General features: G+C 63.8%; 21 protein-coding genes. 6 read left to right on the top strand and 15 right to left on the bottom strand.

Annotation, left to right across the window (positions count from 1 at the left end; all coding sequences use genetic code 11):
- Positions 1 to 83 precede the first annotated feature (83 nt).
- A complete protein-coding gene (locus ACW5W4_RS00280; protein WP_456687998.1) occupies positions 84 to 2,474 on the bottom strand; it encodes a DNA polymerase II in 2,391 nt (796 codons plus the stop codon).
- A gap of 158 nt (positions 2,475 to 2,632) precedes the next feature.
- On the opposite strand from ACW5W4_RS00280, the gene ACW5W4_RS00275 reads away from it, so the two are divergent.
- A complete protein-coding gene (locus ACW5W4_RS00275; RefSeq protein ID WP_456687997.1) occupies positions 2,633 to 3,214 on the top strand; it encodes a hypothetical protein in 582 nt (193 codons plus the stop codon).
- 31 nt (positions 3,215 to 3,245) lie between these two features.
- A complete protein-coding gene (locus ACW5W4_RS00270; RefSeq protein ID WP_456687996.1) occupies positions 3,246 to 4,124 on the top strand; it encodes a pirin family protein in 879 nt (292 codons plus the stop codon).
- 75 nt (positions 4,125 to 4,199) lie between these two features.
- Here ACW5W4_RS00270 and ACW5W4_RS00265 read toward each other — a convergent pair whose 3' ends face one another.
- From ACW5W4_RS00265 to lpxM, 3 genes are all read right to left on the bottom strand, one after another.
- Positions 4,200 to 5,060, bottom strand: a complete 861-nt coding sequence (locus tag ACW5W4_RS00265; protein ID WP_456687995.1) for a PA4780 family RIO1-like protein kinase — start codon at positions 5,058 to 5,060, stop codon at positions 4,200 to 4,202.
- A gap of 161 nt (positions 5,061 to 5,221) precedes the next feature.
- Complete coding sequence (locus tag ACW5W4_RS00260) at positions 5,222 to 6,208, bottom strand: LpxL/LpxP family acyltransferase (protein WP_456687994.1); 987 nt, start codon at positions 6,206 to 6,208, stop codon at positions 5,222 to 5,224.
- 168 nt (positions 6,209 to 6,376) lie between these two features.
- Positions 6,377 to 7,366: a lauroyl-Kdo(2)-lipid IV(A) myristoyltransferase gene (gene lpxM / locus ACW5W4_RS00255; protein ID WP_427261711.1), complete on the bottom strand. Its 990-nt coding sequence runs from the start codon at positions 7,364 to 7,366 to the stop codon at positions 6,377 to 6,379.
- A gap of 251 nt (positions 7,367 to 7,617) precedes the next feature.
- Here lpxM and ACW5W4_RS00250 point away from each other — a divergent pair, with 251 nt between their 5' ends.
- Positions 7,618 to 8,202 carry a lipoprotein gene (locus tag ACW5W4_RS00250; RefSeq protein WP_456687993.1) on the top strand — a complete coding sequence of 195 codons (585 nt, stop codon included), beginning with the start codon at positions 7,618 to 7,620 and terminating at the stop codon, positions 8,200 to 8,202.
- A gap of 131 nt (positions 8,203 to 8,333) precedes the next feature.
- Entirely contained in the window at positions 8,334 to 10,331 is a 1,998-nt protein-coding gene (locus ACW5W4_RS00245; RefSeq protein ID WP_456687992.1) for a hypothetical protein, read from the top strand.
- 83 nt (positions 10,332 to 10,414) lie between these two features.
- Here ACW5W4_RS00245 and glgC read toward each other — a convergent pair whose 3' ends face one another.
- Positions 10,415 to 11,698, bottom strand: coding sequence for a glucose-1-phosphate adenylyltransferase (gene glgC / locus ACW5W4_RS00240; RefSeq protein ID WP_427261708.1), 1,284 nt, complete (start codon positions 11,696 to 11,698; stop codon positions 10,415 to 10,417).
- 186 nt (positions 11,699 to 11,884) lie between these two features.
- On the opposite strand from glgC, the gene ACW5W4_RS00235 reads away from it, so the two are divergent.
- A complete protein-coding gene (locus ACW5W4_RS00235; RefSeq protein WP_456687991.1) occupies positions 11,885 to 13,465 on the top strand; it encodes an EAL domain-containing protein in 1,581 nt (526 codons plus the stop codon).
- Here the strand turns inward: ACW5W4_RS00235 and ACW5W4_RS00230 are convergent.
- The 8 genes from ACW5W4_RS00230 to htpG form a co-directional block, all read right to left on the bottom strand.
- Positions 13,459 to 13,953 carry a hypothetical protein gene (locus ACW5W4_RS00230; protein ID WP_427261706.1) on the bottom strand — a complete coding sequence of 165 codons (495 nt, stop codon included), beginning with the start codon at positions 13,951 to 13,953 and terminating at the stop codon, positions 13,459 to 13,461. The two genes, ACW5W4_RS00235 and ACW5W4_RS00230, sit on opposite strands and share 7 nt — an antisense overlap.
- Positions 13,954 to 14,071: 118 nt before the next feature.
- Positions 14,072 to 14,434, bottom strand: coding sequence for a DUF2750 domain-containing protein (locus tag ACW5W4_RS00225; protein WP_408793085.1), 363 nt, complete (start codon positions 14,432 to 14,434; stop codon positions 14,072 to 14,074).
- A gap of 165 nt (positions 14,435 to 14,599) precedes the next feature.
- Entirely contained in the window at positions 14,600 to 16,231 is a 1,632-nt protein-coding gene (locus tag ACW5W4_RS00220) for a methyl-accepting chemotaxis protein (RefSeq protein WP_456687990.1), read from the bottom strand.
- Positions 16,232 to 16,383: 152 nt separating this feature from the next.
- Positions 16,384 to 17,688 carry an inosine/guanosine kinase gene (locus ACW5W4_RS00215; protein WP_456687989.1) on the bottom strand — a complete coding sequence of 435 codons (1,305 nt, stop codon included), beginning with the start codon at positions 17,686 to 17,688 and terminating at the stop codon, positions 16,384 to 16,386.
- A gap of 197 nt (positions 17,689 to 17,885) precedes the next feature.
- Positions 17,886 to 18,281, bottom strand: coding sequence for an MAPEG family protein (locus ACW5W4_RS00210; RefSeq protein WP_456687988.1), 396 nt, complete (start codon positions 18,279 to 18,281; stop codon positions 17,886 to 17,888).
- Positions 18,282 to 18,334: 53 nt separating this feature from the next.
- Positions 18,335 to 19,309 (bottom strand): ferrochelatase, encoded by a 975-nt coding sequence (gene hemH, locus ACW5W4_RS00205; protein ID WP_456687987.1) that lies wholly within the window; start codon positions 19,307 to 19,309, stop codon positions 18,335 to 18,337.
- Between the two features lie 73 nt (positions 19,310 to 19,382).
- Positions 19,383 to 20,027: an adenylate kinase gene (gene adk / locus ACW5W4_RS00200; protein ID WP_408793077.1), complete on the bottom strand. Its 645-nt coding sequence runs from the start codon at positions 20,025 to 20,027 to the stop codon at positions 19,383 to 19,385.
- 221 nt (positions 20,028 to 20,248) lie between these two features.
- The gene (gene htpG, locus ACW5W4_RS00195; RefSeq protein ID WP_456687986.1) at positions 20,249 to 22,162 is read right to left on the bottom strand and encodes a molecular chaperone HtpG; all 1,914 of its coding nucleotides are present in this window, start codon (positions 22,160 to 22,162) and stop codon (positions 20,249 to 20,251) included.
- A gap of 25 nt (positions 22,163 to 22,187) precedes the next feature.
- Between htpG and ACW5W4_RS00190 the strand changes: the two genes are divergently transcribed.
- Complete coding sequence (locus ACW5W4_RS00190; protein ID WP_456687985.1) at positions 22,188 to 22,388, top strand: hypothetical protein; 201 nt, start codon at positions 22,188 to 22,190, stop codon at positions 22,386 to 22,388.
- Positions 22,389 to 22,464: 76 nt separating this feature from the next.
- Here ACW5W4_RS00190 and recR read toward each other — a convergent pair whose 3' ends face one another.
- Entirely contained in the window at positions 22,465 to 23,067 is a 603-nt protein-coding gene (recR, locus tag ACW5W4_RS00185) for a recombination mediator RecR (protein ID WP_456687984.1), read from the bottom strand.
- Between the two features lie 57 nt (positions 23,068 to 23,124).
- Positions 23,125 to 25,023 carry a putative bifunctional diguanylate cyclase/phosphodiesterase gene (locus tag ACW5W4_RS00180; protein WP_427261700.1) on the bottom strand — a complete coding sequence of 633 codons (1,899 nt, stop codon included), beginning with the start codon at positions 25,021 to 25,023 and terminating at the stop codon, positions 23,125 to 23,127.

Genomic DNA, 25,023 nt, shown 5'->3' with positions numbered 1-25,023 from the left:
GGGACTGATGACCCGCTCGCGGGGCGATCGCATCGCGCCGCTGAGATGGTAAGAACAGGCAGATCAAGGATGGCACATGGGCCTTAGAAGAGATCCAGCTGGCGGCCGCAGATCCGCTCGAAGGACTCGCCGATGAAGGGCAGTATGGCGTCGGCGATGGGCCTGAGCTGCTTGTCGATGTAGTGCTCGTAATCGATGGCGCTGCGTCGGTATTCCACCGGCTCGGGCCCCGCCAGGGTCATCAGGTAGCTGATGGTGCCCCTGTGCTGGTAGCGCTGGGGCAGCCCGCGGCGCAGGTTTTCCTCGTCCGCGAGACGCGCGGCCCGCACATGGGGCGGCACATTTTTCTGGTACTCCTCCAGCTTCTGGCGCAGCCGCTTGCGGTAGACCAGCAGCTGGTCGTGGCCACCGGCGCGGGTCTCGTCCACCATGGTGCGCACATAGTCGCAGGGATCTTCATCGTGGAACACCAGCTCGTAGAGCCGGGTCTGGAACTGCTTGGCCAGCATGGTCCAGTCGGTGCGCACCGTCTCCAGCCCCTTGAACACCAGGTGCTCCGACTCCCCCTGCCCCACCAGACCGGCGTAACGCTTCTTGCTGCCCTTCTCCAGCCCCCGGATGGTGGGCATCAGGAAGCGGCGATAGTGGGTCTCGTACTCTATCTCCAGATAGCTCGGCAGGCCGAACTCGGCCTCGACCAGCCGGGTCCAGCGTTCATTGATCTCCCGGGCGAGCGCCTTGCCTACCTCGTCCGCCTGGGCCGGGCTCATCTCGTCTGGCAGGTGGACGAAGGTGGAGTCCGTGTCGCCGTAGATGACCTGGTAGCCCCGCGCCTCTATCCACTCCCGGGTCTGCTGCATGATGCTGTGGCCGCGCAGGGTGATGGATGACGCTAGCCTGGGATCGTAGAAACGGCAACCCCCCGAGCCCAGCACCCCGTAGAAGGAGTTCATGATGATCTTGATGGCCTGGGAGAGCGGCTGGTTGCGGGCGGCCTTCGCCCTGTCCCGCGCCGCCCACAGGGTGGCGATAAGCCCGGGCAGGAAGTGCTTGTCCCGGGAGAAGAGGGCGCCACGAAAGCCGGGGATGGCGTCATCGGGAGCCTTGAGTCCCTCCACCAGCCCCATGGGATCGATGCAGAAGGTGCGGATGATGCTGGGGTAGAGGCTCTTGAAGTCGAGCACCAGCACCTGACGATAGAGGCCGGGCCTGGAGTCCATCACATAGCCTCCCGGGCTCGCCAGGCCGCCATCGGCAGGCAGGTTGGGAGCCACATAGCCGCCGCGGTGGAGCCGTGGCAGATAGAGGTTGGTGAAGGCCGCCACCGAGCCGCCGACCCTGTCCAGCTCCAGGCCGGTGAGGTTGGCCCGCTCGATGGCGAAGGGGATCAGGGCGCAGTGATCGACTATCTCCCACACCAGCTTGCAATCTTCCAGGTTGTAGCGGGCCAGGGCCTCCTTGTCGGAGTGAAACAGCTCGGTGATCTTCTCCCCCCGGTTCGCCACGTCCTCTATGTCCTTGCCGCGACCGAGCAGCTCGCTCGCCACCGCATCCAGGCTGTAGCTGGCAAACTGCCAGGTGGCGCTCTTGAGGGTATCTATGCCGTCCAGCACCATGCGCCCCGGCAGGATGACGCTGCCGCTCTGGGGATCGCTGCGGGAGGCGCGCCAGAACGCCAGCTCCCGGCCACGGCCGAGGCGCAGCCGCCGCTTGTACAGCTCGGCCCGGCGCAGCAGCAGGCGAAAGTCGAAATTGACCACGTTCCAGCCGAGCACCAGATCCGGATCCTGGCGCTGGAACCAGGCCTCGAGGGCCGCCAGCAAGGCGGGCTCGTCCGCCACCCATTGCACCCGGGTCTCCCACCCCTCGGCCCCCGGGGGCGCCTCCCCTATCATGATGACCCGCGCATCCTGCTCGCTGAAGAGGCCGACACTGAAGAGGGCGCCGTCCATGGCGCACTCCACGTCCAGGGAGACCCAGGAGAGGGTCGGCGTCACCGCCTGGGGCGCGCAGCGCGCCTCGTTCACCTGCCAGTGGTCGCCCCGTCTGACGGCCTGACCGTCAAAGCGCAGCCCGGCGGTGATGAAGCGCTCCATCAGGAAGCGCTCGGGCAGGCGGATATCCGCCTCGAAGTGTTCCAGGCCGCGGATCAGCAGCAGCTCTATCGCCCGGTGATAGGCGCTCAGGGTGGTGAAATAGCAGGCCACCACGGCCCTGTCGTCGAAGGTGTGCAGGGGCAGGCGGCGAAAGCGGCCGCGCACCCCGGCCCCCTTGAACAGGGCGGCCGCCTCCTCCATGTGGGCCAGGGGCAGGAAGAAGAGGGGCTCCTGGCCCCTCACCACCAGCCGCACCGGTCCCTGCGCGCTCCAGAGCCACAGCAGGATCTCGGTGCCGCTCTCCCCGTTGCGGCCGCGTACATCCCGGCTGTGGCGGGTCAGGATAAAGCCGTCGGTGGGCGCTGGGGTCGGGGTCATGGCACGGGCGTCTGGCAGCGGTTGAGGATGGCCTATTGTACGTTCATACAGTGTTTGCGAGCAATCCTGGGGCGCACCGGGGTCAGCCGGGGCTGGCCTCGGCGGCGATTTGCCCTATAGTGGTGACGGTGTCGCCCTCACCCCGACAAGGAGTCGCCATGCGTCTGACCCTGATCCTCGCCCTGGCCGCCCTCGGCCTTGGCGGTTGCAGCACCGCCTCTTCCAGCGTGTCCGCCGGCATGGGTTATGGCAGTGGTTATGGCGCCGCGCCCTACCCCTGGTGGTATGACGACTATTTCTACTATTGGGATCGCTACTATCCCTGGTGTTGCAACAGCGATGGCGAGTTCGACGAGCTGATCCGCCACTGGTGGCAGGATCTCGACCAGGGCAGGCGCGATGACATCAAGAACAGGTTCGAGCAGTGGCACCAAGGGACGGACCAGCCGGACATAGAGGCGCTGCGCGGCGACTTCTCCGCCCGCTGGAATGCCCTGAGCCCGGAGCAGAAAGAGGGGCTGCGTGAACGCCAGCAGGTGCTGCGCCATCTGAGTCCGGCGGCGAGCCCGCGCCTCTCCCTGTCAGAGGCCAACGAGGCGGCGCGACGCATCCATCTCGACGGTCGGGACGCAGGGCGCGCCGTCACGCCCCCCGCCAGCCGGCCCGCGCCCCGTCCGGTGACCATGCCGGTCAATCGTCCTGCCCACATGATGAACATGCCGGTGATCCGGCGCCGTTAACCAGGTGACCCCAGGGGTCAAGGAGAGAGCCATGACAGACAAGTTGCAACTCATCGACTCGCGCACCACGGACGTGGGCGGCATCCCGGTCGCCCGCGCCCTGCCGGTCAAGGAGCGACGCACCATAGGGCCCTGGTGCTTCCTCGATCACATAGGCCCGGCCCGCTTCGCCCCGGGGGAGCCTGGGCTGGACGTGGGACCCCACCCCCACATAGGTCTGCAGACCTTCACCTGGATGCTGGAGGGGGAGATATTGCACCGCGACAGCCTGGGCAGCGAGCAGGTGATCCGCCCGGGCCAGGTCAACCTGATGACCGCAGGTCAGGGCATCGCCCACACCGAGGAGTCGGTGACGGGCCACCCGAGCGTCCATGCGGCCCAGCTCTGGATAGCCCTGCCCGAGGCCCAGCAAGGGACTCGCCCCCGTTTCGATCACTACCCTGAGCTGCCCCGCTGGCAGCAACAGGGGATCACCTTCACCCTGCTGATCGGCCAGCATCAGGACAGGCAGGCGCCGACCCTCAGCTTCGCCCCCATACTGGGGCTGGATCTGCTGGCCGAGCGTGACTGCACCCTGACCCTGCCCCTGGCCCCCGAGTTCGAGCACGGCCTGTTTGCCCTGGCCGGTGAGGTGACCCTGGCCGACCAGCCCCTGGCTGCCGAACAGCTCGCCTACCTGGCGCCGGGCAACCGGGAGCTGACCCTCACCCTGCAGGCGGGGGCACGCCTGCTGGTCATCGGCGGTGAGCCCCTGCCAAGGCCCCTGCAGATCTGGTGGAACTTCGTGAGCTTCGACAAGGAGGCCATCCGCCACGCCGCCGAAGATTGGCAGTCGGGGGCGCCACGCTTTGGTGACGTGGTCGGCTATCAGGGGCCCAGGCTCTCGGCCCCGCCCCTGGCCGGGCTCTGAGCCCCGGGCCGGGGGCGAAGAGCAAAAACAGACAGGGCGCCCGAAGGCGCCCTGTCTCATGGCATATCACGGGGATCAGTACTGATCTTCCTGCTCGGCGCGGGCCCGGGCCCGGCGCGCCATCACCTCTTCCTCGGCGCTCTCTATCTCCTGCAGCACACCGTCGAGATCGATGGTGGCCGTGCTCTCGGTGAACTGGCCGCTGAGGCGGGTCTCCGGGGTCAGCTCCCCCTCCTCGTACAGGGCCCACATCTCCTGGGCGTAGCGGGTCGCCAGCAGATCGGGGGCATACATGCCGTAGTAGTTGCGCATGTTCTCCACATCGCGCACCAGCATGGCCCTGGCCTGGTTGTTGGCGGCGGCATCGACCACCTGGGGCAGGTCGATGATGACGGGTCCCTGCTCGTCCACCAGCACGTTGAACTCGGATAGATCCCCGTGGATGAGACCGGCACACAGCATGCGCACCACGTAGCCTATCACCTTGTCGTGATCCGCCCGCGCCTGCTCCGGGCTCAGAGCCACGTCGTTGAGGCGGGGGGCCACATTGCCCTCCCCGTCGGTGATGAGCTCCATCAGCAGCACGCCATCGAGGCAGACATAGGGGGTGGGCACCCGCACGCCGGCGGCGGCCAGCTTGAACAGGGCGTCCACCTCTGTGTTCTGCCACACCTCTTCATGCTGGCGGCGGCCGTAGCGCGAGCCCTTCTCCATGGCACGCTGGCTGCGGCTGTTGCGCACCTTGCGCCCCTCCTGATAGACCACGGCCTGTTTGAAGCTGCGTTTGGCCGCCTCCTTGTAGACTTTGGCGCAGCGAATGTCCTCGCCGCAGCGCACCACATAGACGTCGGCCTCTTTGCCGCTCATCAGCCGGCTGATGACCTCGTCGACGAGGCCGTCGTCCACCAGGGGCTGGATTCGATTTGGTATTTTCATGGCCGAACTTTTACCCTATTTGCGCGCGCGGCGCCAGTGGTGCCGCGCATTCCTGTCCGTTTTGGCGAGTCCGGCACCCCGGCTGCTCACGCCGTCGCCAACCCGGGTTCGGCTCGCCGGGAAACCGGGCGCCATCAGGCTCCAGCATCACCAGCGGGGGATCAGGGCTCGGGGGGCAGCCCCTGGCGGATCCGGCGGATCCCCTCCTCGTAGAGCCCCTGGCGGCTGTCCGATTCGGCCTGGGTCTCGAAGATCTTGAGAAACCACATGTATTGCTCCGGACGGCGGCCGAGTTGCTGCTCGACCATGGCGTTCATTCGCACCACATCCTGCTCCAGATTGTCGGTGGGATAGGGATCGAAGGGGGGGGCTATCTCGAGGCGGTAGCAGCCCTCGTCCTCGTCATAGCTGCCGAAGATGGGCACCGCCTTGGCGCCGGTCAGCTTCACCAGCTTGGGCAGGGCCGGTAGGGTCGCCTTGGGATGACCGAAGAAGGGCACGAAGATGCTGGCCTCGCGACCATGGTCCTGATCCGGCAGATAGAAGAAGCTGTCGCCGCCGCGGATCGCCTTGATGGCGGGCTTGATGCCGACGCTGCGCTCGTAGACCCGCCCCCCCTTGGCCCGCTCGCGGTTGATGTACCAGTCAAAGAGCGCGTCTTTCGGGCTCTTCATCATGGTGCACATGGGCAGGCCTCGCAGGGCGAACAGGCGCCCTATCACGTCCACCGCCCAGGTGTGCGGCACCACCAGAATCACGGGGCGTCCCTGGGCCCGCTCCGCCTCTATGTGCTCCCAGCCGTCGACCCGGATCCGTCCGGCCAGATAGGCATCGCTGCGCCAGGTCAGCTCGCCGAAGGCCATGAAGGTCTTGAGGCCGACCCGGATCGACTTGAGCAGCAGCGCCTGGCGTCCCGCCTCATCCTGGTCGGGAAAACAGATGTCGAGATTGGTGTTGGCGATATAGGCCTGTTTCTTGGAACAAGAGAGAATGAGCGGCGCCAGACCGTTGGCCAGGGCGTCCCGCAGCCGGGCCGGAACGAAGGCGAGCAGGCTGAGCAGGGCGAGGGCCAGCCAGCTGCCCCAGAGCCTGGGATGCAGCAGTGCGGGGCGAAATGAGGTATCGAACACAGGATCGTGAGGGGCCATGTTGCGGCTCTTGTCGTCTAAACAAGGAGGTTATTGTAGTTATCCCGCTACATTTTTCTAGCCCGTAACCGGGCCGAACCTGAACCTGAGCTGCCCCGGGCGGCAAGAACTCACCACTTGCCATGAAAAACAGCCCCTATTGGGGCTGTTTTGCATGACGGTAGCGCATCAGGGGTGGGGCGAGAGGCCACGGCGGATGCGTTTGATCCCCGCCTCGTAGAGTCCGTGCTTGTCCACCGGGTGTTCCAGGGTCTCGAAGATCTTGAGAAACCACATGTACTGGCCCGGATGCTGCCTCAGCTGCTGCTCCACCATCTGGTTCATGCGCCCGGTATCGGCCACCAGATCCTCGCTCGGATAGTCGGCGAAGGGGGCCTCTATCTCGAGGCGATAACAGTGCTGCGCCTCGTCATAGCAGGCGAGCAGGGGCACGGCCCTGGCCCCGGTCAGCTTCACCAGCCGCGGCAGGGCCGGCAGGGTCGCCTTGGCCCGTCCGAAGAAGGGCACAAAGATGCTGGCCTCGCGGCCATGGTCCTGATCCGGCAGATAGAAGAAGCTGCGCCCCCCCTTGACCGCCTTGATCACCGGCTTGATGCCTGCCTTGCGCTCATATACCTGGCAGCCGCTCCTGGCCCGTTCACGGTTGATGTGCCAGTCAAACACCGGGTTGCGGGCGCTCTTCATCATGGTGCACATGGCGATGTCCCGCTGGGCGAAGAAATAACCGGCGGCGTCCACCGGCCAGCTGTGAGGCACCACCAGGATGACGGGGCGTCCCGCCGCCTGCTCTGTCTCTATGTGTTGCCAGCCGATCACCTGGATGCGCTTCATCAGGTAGGCGGGGCTGCGCACCGTGAACTCGCCAAAACCGAGCAGGCTTTTGAGGCCGATGCGTACCGACTTGAGCAAGATGGCCTGGCGCTCGGCCTCGCTTCGCTCGGGAAAGCAGATATCCAGGTTGGTATTGGCGATATAGACTTGCTTCTTGGAAAAACGCAACACCAGGGGGGCCAGCCAGTCGGCCAGCTTGTCGCGGATGCGCGGCGGCACGAAGGCGAGCACACACAGCAGGCCGAGGGCCAGCCAGCTCGGCCAGTAACGGGGACGCAGCAGACGGGTTTGAAAGGCGCTATCGAAAACAGGGTCGGACACGGGCATGAAACGGATCAAACAGTGAAAGGAAACTCATTGTAGAGGGACTGACAGGTTATACCAGTTAATTCATCAACATCCCCTCGAAGTTGCGACAAATCTCACCCATTAGCTACATTTGGGCACATTTTCGCTCGTCGCCCTCGCCGATGGCGGGCTCGGCGGCGCCCCGGATCAGCGCGGCTCTCGCCCCCCGCAGCGGCCGGATGGCCCCGGGTTGGCGCGGCCCGGGTTTCCCCGTAAGATGGCGCCATCTCATGATCACCCCTGGACACGCCATGCCCCGTCGCCCATTACGTACCCTGTTACTGCTTCCCCTGACTCTGCTGCTCGCGGCCTGCTCCCTGACCCAGTACAACGTCAGCGAGCGGGAGATCAACGATTACCTGAAACAGCAGGTCGCCTTCGAGAAGCAGATCGGCATCCCCGGCATCATGTCGAGCAAGATCCGCCTGGACGAGATGCAAAGCCGCATCGGCCGCAGCCGCAGCGACCGGATAGAACTCGATGCCGCCGGCGATCTGCAGGTGGCAAGCCCCCTTGGCAGCCAGCAGATGAAGATCCGCCTCTCCCTGAGCGCCCGCCCCGACTACGTGGCAGAGCAGGGGGCCATCTACCTGCGCGACCTCGAGCTGCTCTCGGTCAAGACCGAGCCCGCCGACATAGGCACGGCCCTCTCCCCCCTGCTGCCCACCTTCAATCAATCCCTCGGTCTCTTCCTCAACCAGACCCCCATCTATCGGCTCGATGGCCATCGCCAGAACGAGGCCCGCATCAAGGAGAAGGTAGAAGCCCTCAGGGTCGAGCCGGGACGCCTGGTCATCCCCTTCAAATTGCTGTGATTAATTAGGCCGCTCCCCCCGAGCGGCTTTTTTCTTCTCATGGTGCATGCCTTGACGCATAATGCACACCATTCTCATTTAGATTCATGAGAAGCGTCACCGCAACAAGCCACCATAAGAAGAAGGGACACATGAAAAAAACCGCACTGGTACAGGGGATCACCCTGGCACTGCTGGGCTCTGCCGCCCACGCCGCCGTCAAGGTCGAAGACGCGAGCTTCCATACCGCCGCCAGCATGCTGGCCTACACGGAGTTCGAACTCTCGGGCGAGCCGCTGGCCGAGGCTCTGGGGCTGGATCTGGATGTGCTGGATCCCAACCGCGCCGATGAGCCGACCCCGTTCGACTTCGCCGCCGGCATCGAGTCCTATGAGTATTCCGAAGAGGCCATGTACGCCCTCAACTACCAGTCCGGCATGGGTCCCCACCTGGTGAATGGGCCCCAGAACCAGGCCCGTGGCGGCACCCTGGCCGACCTTGGCAAGCGAGTGCTGGCCATGGCCGAGGCCGTCGGCTTCCCGGCCGATGAAGTGCCCCAGGGCATGTATCCCCTCTCCCTCCCCTACGCCTCTGCCAAGCCGCAGTTCGCGCAAGCCGTCAATACCAGCCCGGTCAACGGCGACACCCTGACCATCAAGACCGCCAAAGGGGCCGAGAAAACCGTCAAGACCCAGGTGCCTGCCTACTTCCGCGACTACGCCACCCTGCGCTGGAGCGGCAGTGACAACCTGCTGGTGCCGGCGGCCGTCGGCGGCATATTGCTCAAGGAGGTGATGTGGTCCCAGGACTTCCTCGGTGGCATGCACGTGGCCGAGACAGATGAAGAGGTGGAAGCCGCATCCGCCACCATGGATCAGGACGGCAAGCACAAGCTGGGGGTCTCCGCCGCCGACGGCTTCAATGGCATGATGCTGACCGAGCAGTCCATCGACAAGCTGGCCATCTTGCAGGGCCAGCTCGGCTATGATGGCAAGCAGCTGGGCGCCAAGATAAGCCCCCAGTACGATCCGGCCAAGGGCGTGGTCTACTTGCCCCATCAGGTGAAGGTGACCGAGACCAGCAAGAACGACGTCGGCGCCATCGGCAAGCTGGAGGTGGTGGATGGTTCCGCCCAGCTGCGCGATGCCTGGATGATGCTGTGGCCCCTGTCCGAATTCTACGCCTACAGCGATCAGCGCACGGCTAACAGCAACCAGAACCCGGCCTTCCACGCCGTGTTTGACGGCGCCCCATTCGCCGCCGCCCCGGCCGCCAACCGGGCCAACGATCTCGGCAAGACGGTGGCGGGCAATGACGCCTTCTCCCTGGCCCTGAACCTCTCCAACCTCACCTTCAAGAACCTCAATGCCCTGCACTTCGACGCCAAGGCCGGTACCCTGGTGGACAGCTGGCAAGCAGGCAAGCTGAGCCAGCACGTCACCACCTTCGACGCCGCCTACGCCCTGGTTGCCCTGCAGATCTTCCAGCGTGCCCAGGATGCCCTGCCGGTGGGCTACGCCGCCGGTGACAATGGCGAGCTGAACCTGGATACCCCCCAGGGCAAGGAGGCGCTGGCGCTGATCCGCAAGCAGGCCGACTTCATCCTGACCCAGTTGATGGGCAAGAACGGCCTGGTCCATGACGGCCTGACCCTCGGCGGTCAGCCTGATGCGGGTCAATCCGTGGATGCCCAGTTCGCCGCCGTGCGGGGTCTGAGCGCCGCCTTCCTGGCAACCCAGGATGCCAGATACCGCAGCGCCGCCCGCGAGCTGTTCATCAATACCGACAAGGCCTACTTCAACGCCAAGGCCGGCACCTGGCTGGCGGGCAAGCAGGGTGAATACACCCCCTGGACCCAGGCCGCCATCTCGGGTGGTCTGCGGGCCGCCATGCTGAACCTGCGTAACGAAGGGGCCGAGAAGGCACCCGAGCTGGAGCTGGCCAAGCTGACCGGCCAATACGTGAGCTGGTTCCGTGGCACCGTCAACGGTGGCATGCAGATGGCCGAGTGGGTCGGTGACTCCGGCGAGAACATCATCGACGGCGCCGGCAGCGACACCGACGAAGATGGCGTACCGCAAGTGACCGCCGCCGGTGGCAAGCACGGCACCGCCATGGTGATGGCCGCCAAGGCGCTGATCAGCGAATAATCCCCCGGCTTATGCCGCCATGACAAAGGGAGCGCCATGCGCTCCCTTTGCTATTTTCTCTGCTCGATCACTGAGTCTGGCACTTACCCCTTCTCCTTGAGCGCCTGCAGCATGGACTTGGTCACCAGCACTATGCCGTTCTCGGAGCGATAGAAGCGACGGGTATCCTCATCGGCGTTCTCCCCTATCACCATGCCATCGGGCAGCTTGCAGCCCTTGTCCACCACCACCCGGCGCAGGCGACAGCCGCTGCCCACCTCCACCCCAGGGAAGATCACCGACTGATCCAGGGTGCAGAAGGAGTGCACCCGCACATTGGTGAACAGCACGGAGTTGAGCACGAAGGAGCCGCTGACGATGGTGCCGCCGGCAAACACCGAGTTGATGGTCATGCCATGCTGGCCGTTCCTGTCTTGCACGAACTTGGCGGGGGGCGTCATGATCTGGCTGGTCCAGATGGGCCAGTTCTCGTCATAGATGTCGAGATCCGGCACCACGGAGGCGAGATCCATGTTGGCCTCCCAGAACGAATCCAGGGTCCCCACATCACGCCAGTAAGGCTTTTGACCCTCCCGGGCGCCGACACAGGACATGCTGAACGGATGGGCGTAGGCCATGCCCTCCCCGACGATGCGCGGGATCACGTCCATGCCAAAGTCGTGCTTGGAGCTCTGGTTGAGGATGTCTTCCTCCAGCAGCTGATAGAGGTACTCCGCATCGAAGATGTAGATCCCCATGGAGGCCAGAGAGGTATCATCGCACCCCGGCATGGCGGGGGGATTGGCGGGTTTTTCCACGAAATCACGGATCTTGCGCTGTTCGTCGATATCCATGATCCCGAAGGCGGACGCCTCGCAGCGAGGCACCTCGATGCAGGCCACGGTCACCTTGGCCTCCAGACGCACATGGTCGAGCAGCATGGCGGCATAATCCATCTTGTAGATGTGATCCCCCGCCAGCACCACTATGTATTTGGGGCCGTAGTCACGAATGATGTCGACGTTCTGATAGATGGCATCCGCGGTGCCCCGATACCAGTGCACCTCGTCCACCCGCTGCTGGGCGGGCAACAGGTCGATGAACTCGTTCATCTGGTAGCGCAGGAAGGACCAACCGGATTGCAGATGGCGCAGCAGGCTGTGGGACTTGTACTGGGTGACCACTCCGACCCGCTTTATCCCCGAGTTGATGCAGTTGGACAAGACGAAATCGATGATCCGAAACCGGCCACCGAAGTGCACCGCCGGCTTGGCGCGATTATCGGTCAACTGCTTGAGACGGCTCCCTCGCCCCCCCGCCAATACCAAGGCCATACTCTGGTTCAACAGCTGCCGTGCCTTGGCAGTATTCATGGGCTCTAACGACATATATACCTCGACGTCTCTGTCTGCGTTTCCATTCCATACTCCCTTTTTTCCGAGTCCTTGAAAGTGTTTTCACTCACATTTACAGGATCCCTTTCCCATATGGCAAGCCTCATGACCAAACCTGGTTGACTGCATCCATACTGACTGCATGTTTTCACGCTAAGAAACCAGGTGCGGGGTACTAAAATGCACATAACGCCCACCAAGACGATGACACCCTTCCCCCTAATGACGGGGCTGGTGCTGCTGGCGCAATGGAGCCTGCTCCCCACCGACCTCTCCTGGGCTGCGACCATAAGCATACTCATGTGTACCCTGCTTGCCCTCATCTATGGCCGATATCACTGGCACAAGGACGATGAGGCCAGACGAGCGACGCTCATCGAGGCCCTCGAGCAGAGATCGGTGGCGTCGCTCCCCCCCTCGCCGGAGCAGCAGGCACTGGAGCGACTGCTCCATCGCCAGCGTCTGGAGCGCGAGCAGCTGCACCAGCAGCTGGACGATCTCAAGCGCAGTGCGCAACAAGATCCCCTGACCCAGCTCGCCAATCGCCAATGCTTTCGCCATGACATCACCCATCTGCTGCAAGAAGAGGGTGGCACTCGCACCGCCATCCTGGTGCTGATCCGGGCCACGGCCCTGGAGAGCATCAATCGTCAGCGCGGTTTTCTCTCCGGCGACACCTATCTCAAGGAGGTCAGCACCCTGATCCAGCGGGCGGCCCTGCGCTGGCCCGAACATCGCCTCTATCGCATCTCGGGGACCGACTTCGCCGTGCTGATCCACGCCATCCACAACACCCCCCTGCCCCTGCTCGGCCGGGATCTCAAACTCACCTTCGATCTCTATCAGCACAGCCAGACCATAGAGAGCGTCGCCTGCAGCGGGATCACCACCGTCTGCAGCCACCAGCGGATCGAGGCCATCCTCTCCCGGGCCGATCTGGCCCTGGCCAGGGCACAGACCGGGGAGGTCAACGGTTGGTCCATCCAGTTGGAAGATGACGATGGCAAGGGGCTGGGGGAACAGCAGTGGCGCCAGGTCATCGAGCGGATCCTGGAGCAGGAGCAGGTCACCCTCGCCTACCAGCCCATCGCGCGTCTGCACGGCAATCGGCTCGCCTACTACAGCGTTTACCCGGGCTTCCAGGGTGAAGATGATTCAGTGCTGGCCGCAGACAGCCTGTTCGCCATGGCTCAGCGCCTGGACTTGCTGATGCGGCTGACCCAGTTGGTGATCCGTCACCTGATGCGCGAGCACAGGACCCTGGGGGCAGAGCAGAGCCGCTGGGGCATCAAGTTACCTCCCCATCTGCTGCACAACAGCGGCTTTCTCATCTGGTTGGAGCGCCAACTCGCCGCCGAGCCCGACATCGCCGCCCATCTGGTCTTCGAACTCGACGAGGAGAGCCTGTCCCGGCAACTGGCCGGAGCCAGGCGCCTGTTCGAGCTGCTGCGCCGCTGCGGCAGCCGCTCGGCCATCTGCAACTTCGGCCAGGGGATCCGCTCCTTCTCCCTGTTTCAGGAGATCAAACCGGACTATCTCAAGCTGGATCCCGCGCTCTTGCTCGATCTCGAGCAAGATGGCACCAACCAGAAGTTCGTGCGGATGATAGTGGAGATGGCACACCGCCTGGGCAGCCAGGTGATCGCAGAGGGGGTCGAGCAGTCGAGTCAGAAGGCGCTGCTAGAGAGCCTGTACGTGGATGGGCTTCAGGGTCACCTCATCGCCCACCCGAGCGCCACCCCGACCACGCCGATTCACTGAGACCGCTTGAAGCGCAGCAGGGTGAGGATGACATCGTTGAGCTGGCGATAGCGCTCCAGCTCCTTCTGATCATACCGGGTCGCCAGCAGGGTCTGATTGTGGCGGTGCTTGAGGTAGCGGTTGATCTGCAGGCGGTTGAAGCCCGCCACCCGATAGATCTGGCCGAGCAGGGCGTTGAGTTCCTCGCTCTCCAGCCCGGCATCGGCGAGATAGTCCGCCTCGGCAGGGCTGCGCTGGTGGCACTCCACCCGGGCGATGCGGCCACTCTCCTGCAAATAAGTGAGCCACTGCTCGACATAGAGGGGCTTGCAGCCGGCCAGCAGGTTGAAGAAGCCCACGGCATCGCAGCGGCATTCGCTCAGCAGCAGCACGGCAAGAGGATCGTCGTTGCAGGAGAAACTGACGACGCCGCTCTGGCTCCAGTCCAGCGCCTGCACCCGGATCTCGGCCCGTGCCCCCGCCTCTCCCGTCACCTCGAATACGAACATGGCTCCCCCCTTGGCAAAAGGTTCATGATGGACCATAGCCGGCGGCGCTGCAAAGACAAACGCCCATGAAAAAACCTGCGCCGGGGCGCAGGTTTGTCAGGAAAAGCGGGGGTCGGGATCAGGCGTCCAGTTCGACCAGGGCCTTGGCCAGTTCGATGGGCTCGAGCTCCTGCCCCTCCAGCTCGCCGTTCCAGTTCGGGCCGACCAGCACGTCGTCTTCGTCCAGATCCCCTATCCAGATGTCGAGGAACTCTTCCAGATCGATGAGCTCGGGCTCATAGTCCGCCCACTCGTCCACGCAGTGCAGGCGGGCATCGCCCTCGCTGGACCAGAGTGGCATCACGTCCGCGTCTTCGAATTCGGCGGAGCGACACACCACCCAATCCTCGCCATAACGCAGGCCCCACAGCTGACCCGACTCACGGACCTCTTCGATAAACAGTTGGAAATTGGCGTCAAGGTTGTCAGTTAGCTTGCTCATGGTGCTCTCTCTTTCGGGCTGCCGGGGCCACTGCCGGCCAGGTTGGGGCAAATGGTGTCCCAAAAGCGCAGCGGACTCAAGTCAAATCCCCAATAAAGGGGAGATAGGCGCCCTTCCCCGGCCAGCGGGGAGAAAAGGCGAGCGCCTTCCCTCCCCGCTGCCCCGTCAGGTACGGTATTGGGCCACCAGGGTACTCAGCTCATCGCTCGAGTGCGCCAGGCTCTGGGCCGCCTGCTCGGTCTGCCGGTTCTGGTCCAGTGCCTCTCCCGCCTGTTGGGAGATGGAGACCAGCCTGTGATTGATCTCGTCGGCCGCCTTGCTCTGCTCATGGGCCGCATTGGCTATCTGAGCATTCATCTGGGTGATGGTATCCACCACCTGGTTGATGGCCTCGATGGCGCTGCCCGCATGCCCTGCCTTGTCGGCCGTGGTGCGCGACAGCTGTTGCAGCTGGTTGATCCCCCCCGTCACCACACTCGCCCCCTCCTGCAGGCGCTGTATCATCTGCCGGATCTCGTCGGTCGAGCTGTGGGTGCGGTTGGCCAGCGTCCTCACCTCGTCGGCGACCACGGCAAAGCCCCGTCCCTGCTCCCCGGCCCGGGCCGCCTCAATGGCGGCGTTGAGGGCCAGCAGGTTGGTCTGCTCGGCGATGCCGCGGATCACCTCCAGCACCGAGCCAATCTGCTGGGTCTCCTGGGTCAGGTGCGCCACGGCCCGCACCGTGCCCTGCATCTCATCGGCCAGCTGGGCGATGGTGTTGATGGTCTGATCCACCACCTGGCAGCCATCATCGACCAGGCGCTTGGCCTCGTCGGCGGCCAGGGCGGCCTGCGCCGCATGCTCCCCCACCTCCCGGCTGCTCACCGTCATCTGCTCCATGGCGCTGGCCACCCGCATGGTGTCCTGCTCCTGATGGGTCACTATCTCGCAGGTACGCTCCACCACCTGGCCAAGCTGGCCGGCGGCCTGACGGTTCTGGTTGGCTATCTGCTGGGTGCGTCCCACCAGTTGCGCCATCTGGTTGGCAAAGTCGTTGAAATTGGTCGAGAGCTGGGCCAGTTCGTCGCGGCCCTCGGCGGGCAGGCGAAATCTCAAGTCCCCCTCCCCTCGCGCTATGTTGCCAAGGGCGGCCACCGATTGGCCGAGGGGCGCCACTATGCTGCGCACTATCAAGGTGACCAGGGCGATGAGCAGCAGGGCCAGCACCAGGCCGATGCCAAGCTGGATCTTGAGCGCCCCCTGATATTGGGCCTCCACGTCATCCACATAGACCCCTGTGCCGATGATCCAGTCCCAGGGGGCGAAATGCTTGACGTAGGAGAGCTTGCGCACGGGGTCATCCACCCCGGGCTTGGGCCAGTAATAGGCCACCTCGCCGCCCCCCGGTTGCCCCTTGATCATCTCGACGAAGGCCACGAACAGCTTGAGCCCCTGCTTGTCTTCCACCCCGGAGAGATCCTTGCCGTCCAGCTCGGGCTTCATGGGGTGCATCACCATGGTGGGGTGGCTGTCGTTGATCCAGAAGTAGTCGTTGTCGCCGTAGCGCAGGGCCTTTATCGCGGCCAGGGCCCGGGCCTTGGCCTCTGGCACCTCGAGCTGACCGGCACGCACCTGGGCCTCGATGCTGGCCACCAGCGAATAGGCTGTTTCCACCTGGGCCTGGGTCTGGCGGCTCTTCTCCGCCATCAGGCCTTCCCGATAGAGGTGCAGGCTGCTCACCAGCAGCAGCGCCAGTATCAGCAATACGCTCAGGGTCACCAGCAACAGGCGCTGGCCTATGGTCCATCGTCTCAACATCCCGTCATCCTTGCCTTCCTGTCATGGTGACCAAGGTATGACGATGCCCGCGCCCCTGTCCATTGATGGTCCGAATGGGGCAGCAAAAACATGATCCAACCCAGAGAATGCAAAAAGGCGCCCGCGGGCGCCTCAAGTTTTGTTCGGCAGGATCAACGCTCCCAGTACACCTCTTCCAGGCTGTCCTCTTTCTCCGGCAGGCCGCGAGACAGGCGCGGGCTGCTCTGGGCCAGCACCTCGTAGCTGACCCGGTTGGCGTATTTGCACACCTGGGCCAGGGAGGAGTAGGTCAGGAAGTCCGACGTATGCTTGGCGGAGTTGGGCACATTCATTCTGTGGTAGGCGTTGGCCACCATGTCGTGCAGCAGGGCCGAGAGGGCGCCATCTCCGGCGCCATTGGTGTTCTTGATCTTCTCCGGGCCGCCCATGTAGGGGGAGATGTGGGAGTAGATCCGCATCGGCGTGCGGCAGCTGGTCCGCGCCATGGGGCGGCTGAACTCGTACATGTTGAACTCGGGGATCTGGCCGGGCAGCAGGGTATGGGTGGTCTCGCGCTTGCTCTCCTCGTCCGTGTAGCTTGCCATGTAGAGACCGACAGGACCGGCGGTGCAGAGCACCATGTCGGCCCAGTCCAGCGCCTTGTCGGCGGCCATCAGGGGATCGGCAAACCCGGTCAGCGCCTCCCCTTCGTCCTCGTTCATGGCCAGCACGGTCACGTTCTCGCGGATGAAGTCACGCCACCACTGGGGGTTCTCGTCGATGACGAAGCGGGTGCCCAGGGTCAGCACCACGGGGACATTGGCCTCGCGGGCATAGCGCACCGCCGCCATGGCGGCCTCCTTCATCGGGGTGCCATCGGCGCCGCGCACCAGGTAGGCGGTGATCACCAGGGCGGAGGCGCCCTTGATCACCTCTTCCGGGATGTGGGCCACGTCCAGGTGATCCATCTTGCCGGCATTGATGCCGAAGCTGCGCTCGCCACACTCGCTGATGAAGGTGAAGCAGCGCCCGACCGGGCCATTGACCGGTTGCAGGTAGTCGAGGTTGACGCGAGAGGAGGTGTTGCACAGGTAGCGGTAGGCATAGCTGCCGATGCGGATGTCCTGGCTCATGACCCCCAGCAGGATGGAGTGGGAGTCCGCCAGCACGGAGTAGTTGTGCATGGTGTTGCCGACGGTGCCGCCGGCGAACTCGCTCACCACCATGTTGTTGGCCTTGAGCTCGTCGTAGATAAGCTCGGCCACCTCGTCGGAGATGAGCATGGAGTGGCCCTTGCTCAGGCCGTACCGGTTCAGAAACGCCTCATCCACATGAGCCTCTATGTCCACCAGGGTCTGATCGATGCCCACCACATAGGCCTGACCCAGCTCGGTCAGTTGCGGATTCTGGGTGATGAGGGGATCGCGCCTGTCGACCGGAAAATAGTGTTTGGACTTGCGCTGACCGGGAAATTTCATGGCTCTAGCCTTGACTCAGGGATGAACGAGGGGCGGGATTTTAACACAATCCCGGGCGCCGAAAAGGCGCGCCTTTAAAATATGAAGTCAGTATAGACAAGGGCTGCAGCCCGAAAACGTTTGTCTTGGCGGGATAAAAAAACCACCCGTTTGCGCGGGTGGTTGTTAACAATTGGCCACGGCCAGCGGGGCCCCCATCAGGGCGCCGAGAGCCCGGTCACCAGGGCCAGCACGCTGAGCAAGGTCAGGGAGAGCCAGAACAGCAGGGTACCAAACAGCCTGGGCATGTTGGGGGCCTTGGGGATCTGGATGCCGATGGCGTGCAGCAGGCGTCCCAGCAAGAGCATGCCCCCAGCCAGGTGCAGCCAGAGCGGCGCCGTGCCCGCCAGCTCGCACAGGGCGAGCAGCAGCAGGGTCAGGGGCACATACTCGGCAAAGTTGCCATGGGCCCGGATGGCGGCCCGCAGCGGGGGCGCATCCCCCTCGCCTATCGCCACCTTGAACTGGGCCCGGCGCTTGACGACCCAGATGGAGAGCAGCAGAAACAGCAGGCCGAGCAAACCGGCGTAAGTCAGGGTAACGGGCAACAACATAAGACCTCCATTGGGTGTCATTCACAGGGGCGGGTCGAGAGCCGCCCTCGCCCTCAGGCCAGCTCGCGGCAGATGAGGGAGACCATCATGCGGATATGGGCCTGGTCGCAGTTGAGTGCCGGGACATATTCAAACTGCTCGCCACCGGCGGCCATGAACACCTCACGGTTTTCCACCTGGATCTCCTCCAGGGTCTCGAGGCAGTCGGCCGAGAAGGCGGGGCAGATGACGTCGAGTCGCTTGACGCCCTGCTGCGCCAGCTCGGCGATGGTGGCATCTGTGTAGGGTTTGAGCCACTCCTGCTTGCCAAAACGGGACTGGAAGCTGGCGCGCCACTGGGACGCGGAGAGGCCGAGCGCCTCCGCCAGCAGGCTGGCGGTGCGGCGGCACTGATGACCGTAAGGGTCCCCCTCGTCCTCGCAGCGCTGGGGAATACCGTGAAACGACATCAGCAGCAGCTCCCCCTGGCCGTGCTGCTCCCAGTGGCGACGCACGCTCATGGCCAGCGCCTGAATGTATTCGGGATGGGCGTGGTAGTCACGAATGAGCCGCATCACCGGCAGGTGACGCTCCGCACGCATCACCCGGGCCCAGCCGTCAAACACGGCGGCCGTGGTGCTGGCGGCATACTGGGGATAGAGCGGCAGCAGTATCACCCGATTGACCCCTTGCCCCTTGAGTGCCTGCCACCCCTCTTCGAGGGAGGGCGAGCCATAGGTCATGGCCAGCTCCACCGGCACATCGACCCCTTCGCGCTTGAGCTCCTGCTCCAGCGCCATGCGCTGCCCCTGGCTGATGGCCAGCAGCGGCGAGCCCTGCTCGGTCCAGATCTGGCGATACAGCTTGGCCACCCTGGGGGCACGAAACGGCAAGATGACGCCTTTGAGCAGCGGCAGCCACAACAGGCGCGGCAATTCGACGACCCGCGGATCGCGCAGAAACTCCCCGAGGAAGGCCCTGACGGCGGCGGGAGTGGGGGCGGCAGGGGTGCCAAGATTGACGAGCAGGATCCCGGTTTTGGTGGTCACGTTTACTTCCTGTCACATGAAAAGAGGGCCCACGATGGGCCCTGCTCATAGCGCTATGTTCCCGAGGTCGGGATCAGCCCAGAATGGCAGCCAGCTGCTGGCTCACCTGGTCGACCGGCTGGGTGCCGTCGATCTTGACGTAACGGGTGTTGCCGGCGTCGGCCTCTTTGCCGTAGAAGCCGATCAGGGGCGCGGTCTGCTGATGGTACACATCCAGACGCTTGCGCACCGTGGTCTCTTCGTCGTCGGCACGGATCACCAGATCTTCGCCTGTCACGTCATCCTTGCCTTCCACTTTCGGCGGGTTGAACACCACGTGGTAGGTACGGCCGGAGCCGGCGTGCACGCGGCGACCGCTCATGCGCTTGACGATCTCCTCGTCCGGCACGTCGAATTCCAGCACGAAGTCCACCACCACACCGGCGTCCTTCATGGCTTGCGCCTGGGGAATGGTGCGGGGGAAACCGTCCAGCAGGAAGCCGTTGGCGCAATCGGCCTGGGCGATACGCTCCTTGACCAGACCGATGATGATGTCGTCGGAGACGAGCTGACCTGCGTCCATCACGGCCTTGGCCTTGAGGCCCAGCTCGGTGCCCGCCTTGATCGCCGCCCGCAGCATGTCGCCGGTGGAGATCTGGGGAATACCGTGTTTTTCCATGATGAACTGAGCCTGGGTGCCTTTACCGGCGCCCGGAGCCCCCAACAGAACAATGCGCATACACGCTCCTATTGATTGGTTATTCAATTCTTGAGAAGGCAAAAAACTACACGGTTTCACGCTTTTTAACAAGCAAACCGCAAACGAGTGCCGCTTTTACCACCAGTTTCCCTGCGCCATTCCGGCAATGCAGAGTGACAGATGGAAACCGAAATTGCGTGAAAATGCAGCGCCCCCTGCCTTGGCGAAAAAAAGCCCACTGCATGCAGTGGGCCAGCAAATCATGCCTGGAGTAACAGACGGTTGATACGGGAGACGAAGCTCGCCGGATCATTGAGGCCGCCCTGCTCCGCCAGCTGGGCCTGTTCGTGCAAGAGGGTGACCCACTCGCCAAACAGCGCCTCGTCTTCGATGGTGCCCAGCTTCTTCACCAGGGCGTGATCGGGGTTGAGCTCCAGAATGTACTTCTGCTCCGGTACCGGCTGGCCGGCGGCGCGCATCAGCTTGATCATCTGGGTGCTCATGCCGTGGTCGTCGGTGACGATGCAAGAGGGTGAGTCGGTCAGGCGATGGGTGACGCGCACCTCTTTCACCGCATCGGCCAGGCTCTGCTTGACCCGCTCCACCAGACCGGCGTTGGCTTTCTCGGCCTCCTCCTGGGCCTGCTTGGAGGCCTCGTCTTCCAGATCGCCGAGATCCAGCTCGCCACGGGTGACGGAGACCAGCTGCTTGCCGTCGAACTCGGTGAGGTGGCTCATCAGCCACTCGTCCACCCGCTCCCACATCAGCAGCACTTCGACCCCCTTCTTGCGGAAGATCTCCAGATGCGGGCTGTTCTTGGCGGCGGCGTAGGAGTCGGCGGTGATGTAGTAAATCTTCTGCTGGCCTTCCTTCATGCGGCCAACGTAATCCTCGAGAGAGACGGTCTGGGCCTCGCCCTCGCCGGCGGTGCTGGCAAAGCGCAACAGCTTCGCGATCTCTTCGCGGTTGGCGTAATCCTCGGCCGGGCCTTCTTTCAAGACGTTGCCGAACTCGCTCCAGAACTTGGCGTACTTCTCGCTATCGTCCTTGGCCAGCTTGTTCAGCATGGTCAGCACGCGCTTGGAGCAGGCCTTGCGCAGGGAGGCGGTGACCTTGTTGTCCTGCAGGATCTCGCGGCTGACGTTCAGCGGCAGATCGTTGGAGTCCAGCACCCCTTTGACGAAGCGCAGGTAGGTCGGCATGAACTGCTCGGCGTCATCCATGATGAAGACGCGCTGCACGTAGAGCTTCAGGCCGTGCTTCTGCTCGCGGTTGTAGAGATCGAAGGGCGCGCGGGCCGGGATGTAGAGCAGGCTGGTGTACTCCTGGGCCCCTTCCACCCGGTTGTGACCCCACAAGAGCGGATCTTCGAAGTCATGGGCGACGTGCTTGTAGAACTCCTGATACTCCTCGTCCTTGATGTCTTTGGGGTTGCGGGTCCACAGCGCGGTGGCGCGGTTGACCTGCTCCCACTCGCCGGGGGTGCCGACGATGGTCTCGCCATCTTCTTCCCGATCCGGGGTGCCCTCCTTGAACATCTCCACCGGCACGCTGATGTGATCGGAATATTTGCTCACCACGGCGCGCAGGCGCCAGTCGTCCAGGAACTCTTCTTCATCGCTGCGCAGGTGCAGGATAACGTCGGTGCCGCGACCGGCTTTGGTCACGTCAGCCACGGTGAAGGAGCCTTCCCCTTCGGATTCCCACTGCACGCCCTGGCTCGGCTCGGTGCCGGCGGCGCGGGAGACCACGGTCACCTTGTCGGCGACGATGAAGGCGGAGTAGAAACCCACCCCGAACTGACCGATCAGCTGGGAGTCCTTGCCTTGATCACCGGAGAGGTGCTTGAAGAATTCGGCGGTGCCGGACTTGGCGATGGTGCCCAGATGCTCGATCACCTGATCCCGGGTCATGCCGATACCGTTGTCCGAAATGGTCAGGGTCTTGTTCTCTTTGTCCACCACCAGGCGCACGCGCAACTGGCCGTCGTTTTCGAACAAAGAGGCATCGGAAAGCGCCTTGAAGCGCAGCTTGTCCGCCGCATCGGAGGCGTTGGAGATCAGCTCGCGCAGGAACACTTCTTTGTTGGAGTAGAGGCTGTGAGCCATCAGGCTCAGCAGTTGTTTGACTTCAGTCTGAAAACCGTGGGTTTCGGCATGAACGCTTTGGGTCATCGACACTATCCTCAGGCGATTCGGGTTGAACATATTCCTGATACAAGATGGGGCCGGGCTTGCCCATTTCAAGGGGGAAAATGCCTGTGCCGATGCGAATGGCGATTTTTGCGCCAGGATGGCCCAGCTCGCCGCGCCGCGCCGCGCCGCGCCGCCCTCAATGAAAAACCCGCCGAAGCGGGTTTGGGAACCAGTGATCCTGGCGCTGACGCCATTCAGAGACTGACGCTCGCTCAATTGAAGGGCTGACGCTGACCCAATTCAGAAACTGACGCTGACTCAATTCAGGAGCTGGCGCTGACTCAATTGAGGGGCTGACGCCCCATCAGCGAGTGAGAGAGGGTGGTGCCGTCCACCAGCTCCAGCTCGCCCCCCACCGGCACCCCATGGGCGATGCGGCTCACCTTGACCCCGGCGCTGCGGGCCATGTCGGCGATGTACCAGGCGGTGGCATCCCCTTCTATGGTGGGGTTGGTGGCCAGGATCAGCTCCTGGATCTGCTCCTCTTTCAGGCGCCGCTCCAGGATCTCCAGCCCCAGCTCCTCGGGGCCGATACCGTCCAGGGGCGACAGATGCCCCATCAGCACGAAGTAGCGGCCGGAGAACTGGCCCGTGTGCTCGATGGCGGCCACGTCCGCCGGGCTCTCCACCACGCACAGCATGCCGCTCTCGGCCCGCTTCGGGCTCTGGCAGATCTCGCAGCGCTCCTGCTCGGTAAAGGTGCGGCACTGGCTGCAATGCCCTATCTCGGTCAGGGCGCGGGAGAGCAGCTGGGCCAACTTGAGGCCGCCGCTGCGCTCGCGTTCCAGCAGGGTAAACGCCATGCGCTGGGCCGACTTGGGGCCGACGCCCGGCAGCACCTGCAGGGCCTTCATCATGTCGTCCAGCAGGGGACTGAATTTCATCTCGCACTCCTCAAGGCATATCCTGGCGCAGGACTATACCCGAGGCGGGGGCGAGCGTCAGCCCATCTGTGCCACGGCCTGGGGCTGATGGGCCAGGTAACGCTGGCAGAAGGCACGAAAATCGACCGCCGCCATGGGCCTGGCGTAGAAATAGCCCTGGATCTCGTCCGCGCCAAGCTCGTACACCGCGGCCAGCTCGGCCGCCGTCTCCACCCCCTCGGCCACCACGGGAACCCCCAACTTGTGCGCCAGATCCGTGATGCTGCTGACAAACAGCTGCTGGCGGGGGTGGCTGTCTATCTGCTGGATGAAGGACTTGTCTATCTTGATCTTGTTGAAGTTGAGCTCCTTGAGATAGGAAAACGAACTCCATCCCGTGCCGAAGTCATCGAGGGCGATGCGCACGTTCAACTGCTGCAAAGCGCTCAGAATGTGCTGGCTCAGCTTGAGATCATCCAGGGCAATGGTCTCCGTCAACTCCAGGATCAGCTGATCCGCGCACAGGGGGCTGGCGAGCAGCATGCGCGCCACCCGGGAGGGCAGCGCCTCGTTGAACATGGAGCCCGAGAGGTTGATGGAGACCTCCAGCTGCATCAACCGCTCTGGCGCCATGGGCATCAGATCCCGGTTGACCCGATCGAAGATCCACTCCCCCAGCCGCTCGCCCAGACCATTGTCATCGGCCAGGCTCACTATGTCCGCGGGATTGATGAACCCATACTCGGGATGCTGCCAGCGCAGCAGCGCCTCCGCACCAAGGACATGGCGCTCGCGCTTGATGATGGGCTGGTAATGGAGGCTGAGCTGATCCGCCCCCGCCCCATTGAGCTGATCACGCAGCTCGGCGGCCAGTTGGCGACTGCGCTCGTAGCGGCTCAACATGGCCTGATTGAACAGCTGGCTGCGCCCCCCTTGCTGGCGGGCGTTGTCGAGGGCGATGTCGGCAAACAGCATGATCTCCTCGACCTGATGCTGACTGACCTGGCTCTGACTCAGCCCCATGCTCACCTTGACCCTGTGGGCCGGATCCGCCTCGAACACCAGCTGCTGCAGGTGCGCCAGCAGGCTGTCCGGCCACCCTGGCTCCAGCGGATCGAAGCAGTAGAGGGCAAACTCATCGCCGCCGATCCGCGCCAGGTAGGCGCGTCCGGCGATGAAGGCCTCCATGGCCCGGGCCACCCTCACCAGCAGGGCATCGCCGCTGGCATAGCCCAGGCTGTCATTGACCTCCTTGAAATGATTGAGCTCGATGAGGCAGAGGGTGAGCGGACGCCCCTGATTGCCGTGGCGGCGCGCCTCCCGCTCCAGTTGCCGAATGAAGGCGGCACGATTGGGCAGCAGGGTCAGGGGATCGTTCCAGGCGAGAAACTGATGGCGCCGGGTCTCCCGGGAGAGCATGTAGAGCATCACCAGCCCCACCAGCAGCAGGGCGCTGAGCAGCCAGAGATTGTCTTGTTTGGATTGCAGCAGCGAGGCCCGCTGACGAATGGCGCTCGGGCCGGTGAAGTTCTCGACCATGAGGCTGCGAATGGCCGGCATGGCCTCGCCGAGCCCCACCGCCAGCTGACCCAGGGCGGGAGAGTCCCGGTGCGGAGCCACCACGTCCGGCTCATGCTGCCTGATGAGGGAAAAGATGTGCCCCACCTTGCCCGCCGCCCCAAAGCGGGCACGGATGGCACTCGCTTCCTCTCCGTTGAGGAAGATATCGAGCCGGTTCCAGGCCAGATCGTAGCGCTTGTTCAATTCACGCCCGTCGAGGTGGCCGCTCCGATAGAGGGTCAAGCCCTCCTGGAATCCTTGCAGCTCGAGTTCAAGCTGGGCCAGGGACCAGGCCGAGAGCTGGGTGTAGCGCACCAACTGGGTGAAGGCGCGATCATAGCTCCAGGCCGACCAGAAGGCGACACCCACGAAGGTCACCAGAATACAGGTCAGGGAGACAAACTTGCCGCGCATCAT

It is taken from the genome of Aeromonas crassostreae (genome assembly GCF_054052445.1).
This window is presented reverse-complemented; position numbering and strand designations above follow the sequence as displayed.